The organism is Streptomyces luteosporeus (genome assembly GCF_039532865.1).
GTDB lineage: Bacteria > Actinomycetota > Actinomycetes > Streptomycetales > Streptomycetaceae > Streptomyces > Streptomyces luteosporeus.
The window spans coordinates 1-448 of record NZ_BAAASL010000066.1 but is presented as its reverse complement, the minus strand read 5'-3'; the positions used below and the strand labels follow the sequence as shown (position 1 = coordinate 448).

The 448-nt window shown below is 48.0% G+C and carries 1 protein-coding gene; it reads right to left on the bottom strand.

The genetic code is table 11. The features are described 5' to 3' along the window. Positions 1-161: 161 nt before the first annotated feature. Entirely contained in the window at positions 162-428 is a 267-nt protein-coding gene (locus tag ABD361_RS30430; protein ID WP_344440208.1) for a type II toxin-antitoxin system RelE family toxin, read from the bottom strand. Positions 429-448 lie beyond the last annotated feature (20 nt).

Genomic DNA, 448 nt, shown 5'->3' with positions numbered 1-448 from the left:
CTGACGTTAACAATATGACCTTATTAGTTAAAAATAACGGCTACATTATCGTTAAGACAACCTGCTGGTTAACTAAAACCGACAAACAGTAGAACACGTAGTTAGTCGAGTATTTACCATAATACCTGTTGTCGGCATCAAAAAAGCCCGCATAGCGGGCTTCAGTCGTAAACTTCGCGGCGATGTCCAATCGTGGCGGCAAGGATAACAAGCTCGTCATCTCGGATCTCACACAGAACGCGATAATCTCCCACCCGATAGCGCCAGAACTCGCCCAGCTCACCTTTGAGCGGCTTCCCTGACTGGCGAGGATCGGCAGCAACTGCAATGCGTAAACTCATAAAATCCACAATCCGTCGTGCGTTCTGTTTGTCCATCTTGCGTAACGATTTGGGCGCCCGATCGGAATAGTTAATCGTCCAGACCAAGTGACTTCCTCACGTCTTCA